Below are 1,191 nucleotides of genomic sequence, written 5' to 3' on the forward strand. Positions count from 1 at the left end.
CTCCCCCACCCACGCGACCTCGGTGGTCATCCCGCGCGTCCTCCCCCGTCTCTGTTGGCAGAATCCTCATCCGTCCGCCCGTCCGTCCTCCCCTGCCGGGCGGTCTTCCGTCGCTCGGCGAGCACGGCCAGGTACGCGGGCGGCACAAAGCGCGTCCGCACCCGCACCGGCGCGCCGCAGCGCGCGGCGAGCGCGTGCACGGCCGCCGCGCCGTACATCCGGCGCAGGCTGACAAACCCGTCGTGCGCCTGCGCCCAGCCGCCGGTCAGCGCCATCAGCGGCACCCCCGCGAGGTACAGCGGGTTGCGCCAGCCGTCCACGACCAGCAGCCGCCGCGCCACGCGCGTGCCCTCCCGGAGCAGGGCGGCCACCCCCGACGGCGGCAGGTGGTGCAGAGAGGTCGTCAGCACGGCGACGTCGTACGAGTCGTCCGGGCGGTCGATCGCGGTCGCGTCCAGCCGGACGACCTCGATCCGCCGGTCCCGGCCGAGCGGCCCGGCGCGCAGGGCCTCGACGACACTCGGGTTCACGTCGCTCACCGTCATCCGCGCGCCCGGCCGCCGCGCCAGCACGTACCGGGCCAGTCGCCCGTGCCCGGCGCCCAGTTCCAGCACGCGAGGGGACGGCACGTCGGCACCGGCCGCCGCCACGGTGAGGCGGCTGTAGGTGCGATAGCCGCCGCTCAGCCGCTGGAAGCGGTCCAGCCCGCGCAGTGCCTGCCGGCACCGGGCACCGGTCTCGGGCCGGTCGATGTACTCCTGGCGCCGGGTCTCGTACCGGCGGTCCCACCACGACGCGTCCGGGCCGCCCCTGGGCATCTGGTCGAGGTCCACGACTGCTTGCTGCTCCTCGTCTCGGGCGGTCGGTCGGACGGCGTCCGGGCGGCGGATCGGCCCGGCGGGCGGTGGCTCGAACGCGACGCTTGTACGTTTTCGACGACCCGTCAAGCAGGAGCAGCCGGAGGACCGGCTACCACTTTCCCGAGCACCGGGTTTGCCTCGGCGGAAGGCGGCGGCTCGCCCAGCAGATCGGCGAACTGCCGCAGTCTGTCGCGGTGTTCACTCGGCGGCAGTACCGCCAGCGCCGCCCGGCAGACGTCGACCCGCTCCCGCGCCATGCGGTGCGCCTCCCGCACCGCGCCCGTCTCCCACACCAGCCGGCACAACCGCTCCTGCCGCCCGCCCCCCGGCC

The 1,191-nt window shown here is 75.6% G+C and carries 1 protein-coding gene and 1 pseudogene; both read right to left on the reverse strand.

What is annotated here, in order from left to right; genetic code table 11:
- Positions 1 to 26: 26 nt before the first annotated feature.
- Positions 27 to 833 (reverse strand): class I SAM-dependent methyltransferase, encoded by an 807-nt coding sequence (locus GL263_RS26865; protein WP_323379577.1) that lies wholly within the window; start codon positions 831 to 833, stop codon positions 27 to 29.
- A 110-nt stretch (positions 834 to 943) separates the two neighbouring features.
- Positions 944 to 1,191, reverse strand: a pseudogene (locus GL263_RS26870) (hypothetical protein); the annotation flags it as partial.

Source organism: Streptomyces durbertensis (assembly GCF_014156695.1).
In the GTDB taxonomy this organism is placed as follows: domain Bacteria; phylum Actinomycetota; class Actinomycetes; order Streptomycetales; family Streptomycetaceae; genus Streptomyces; species Streptomyces durbertensis.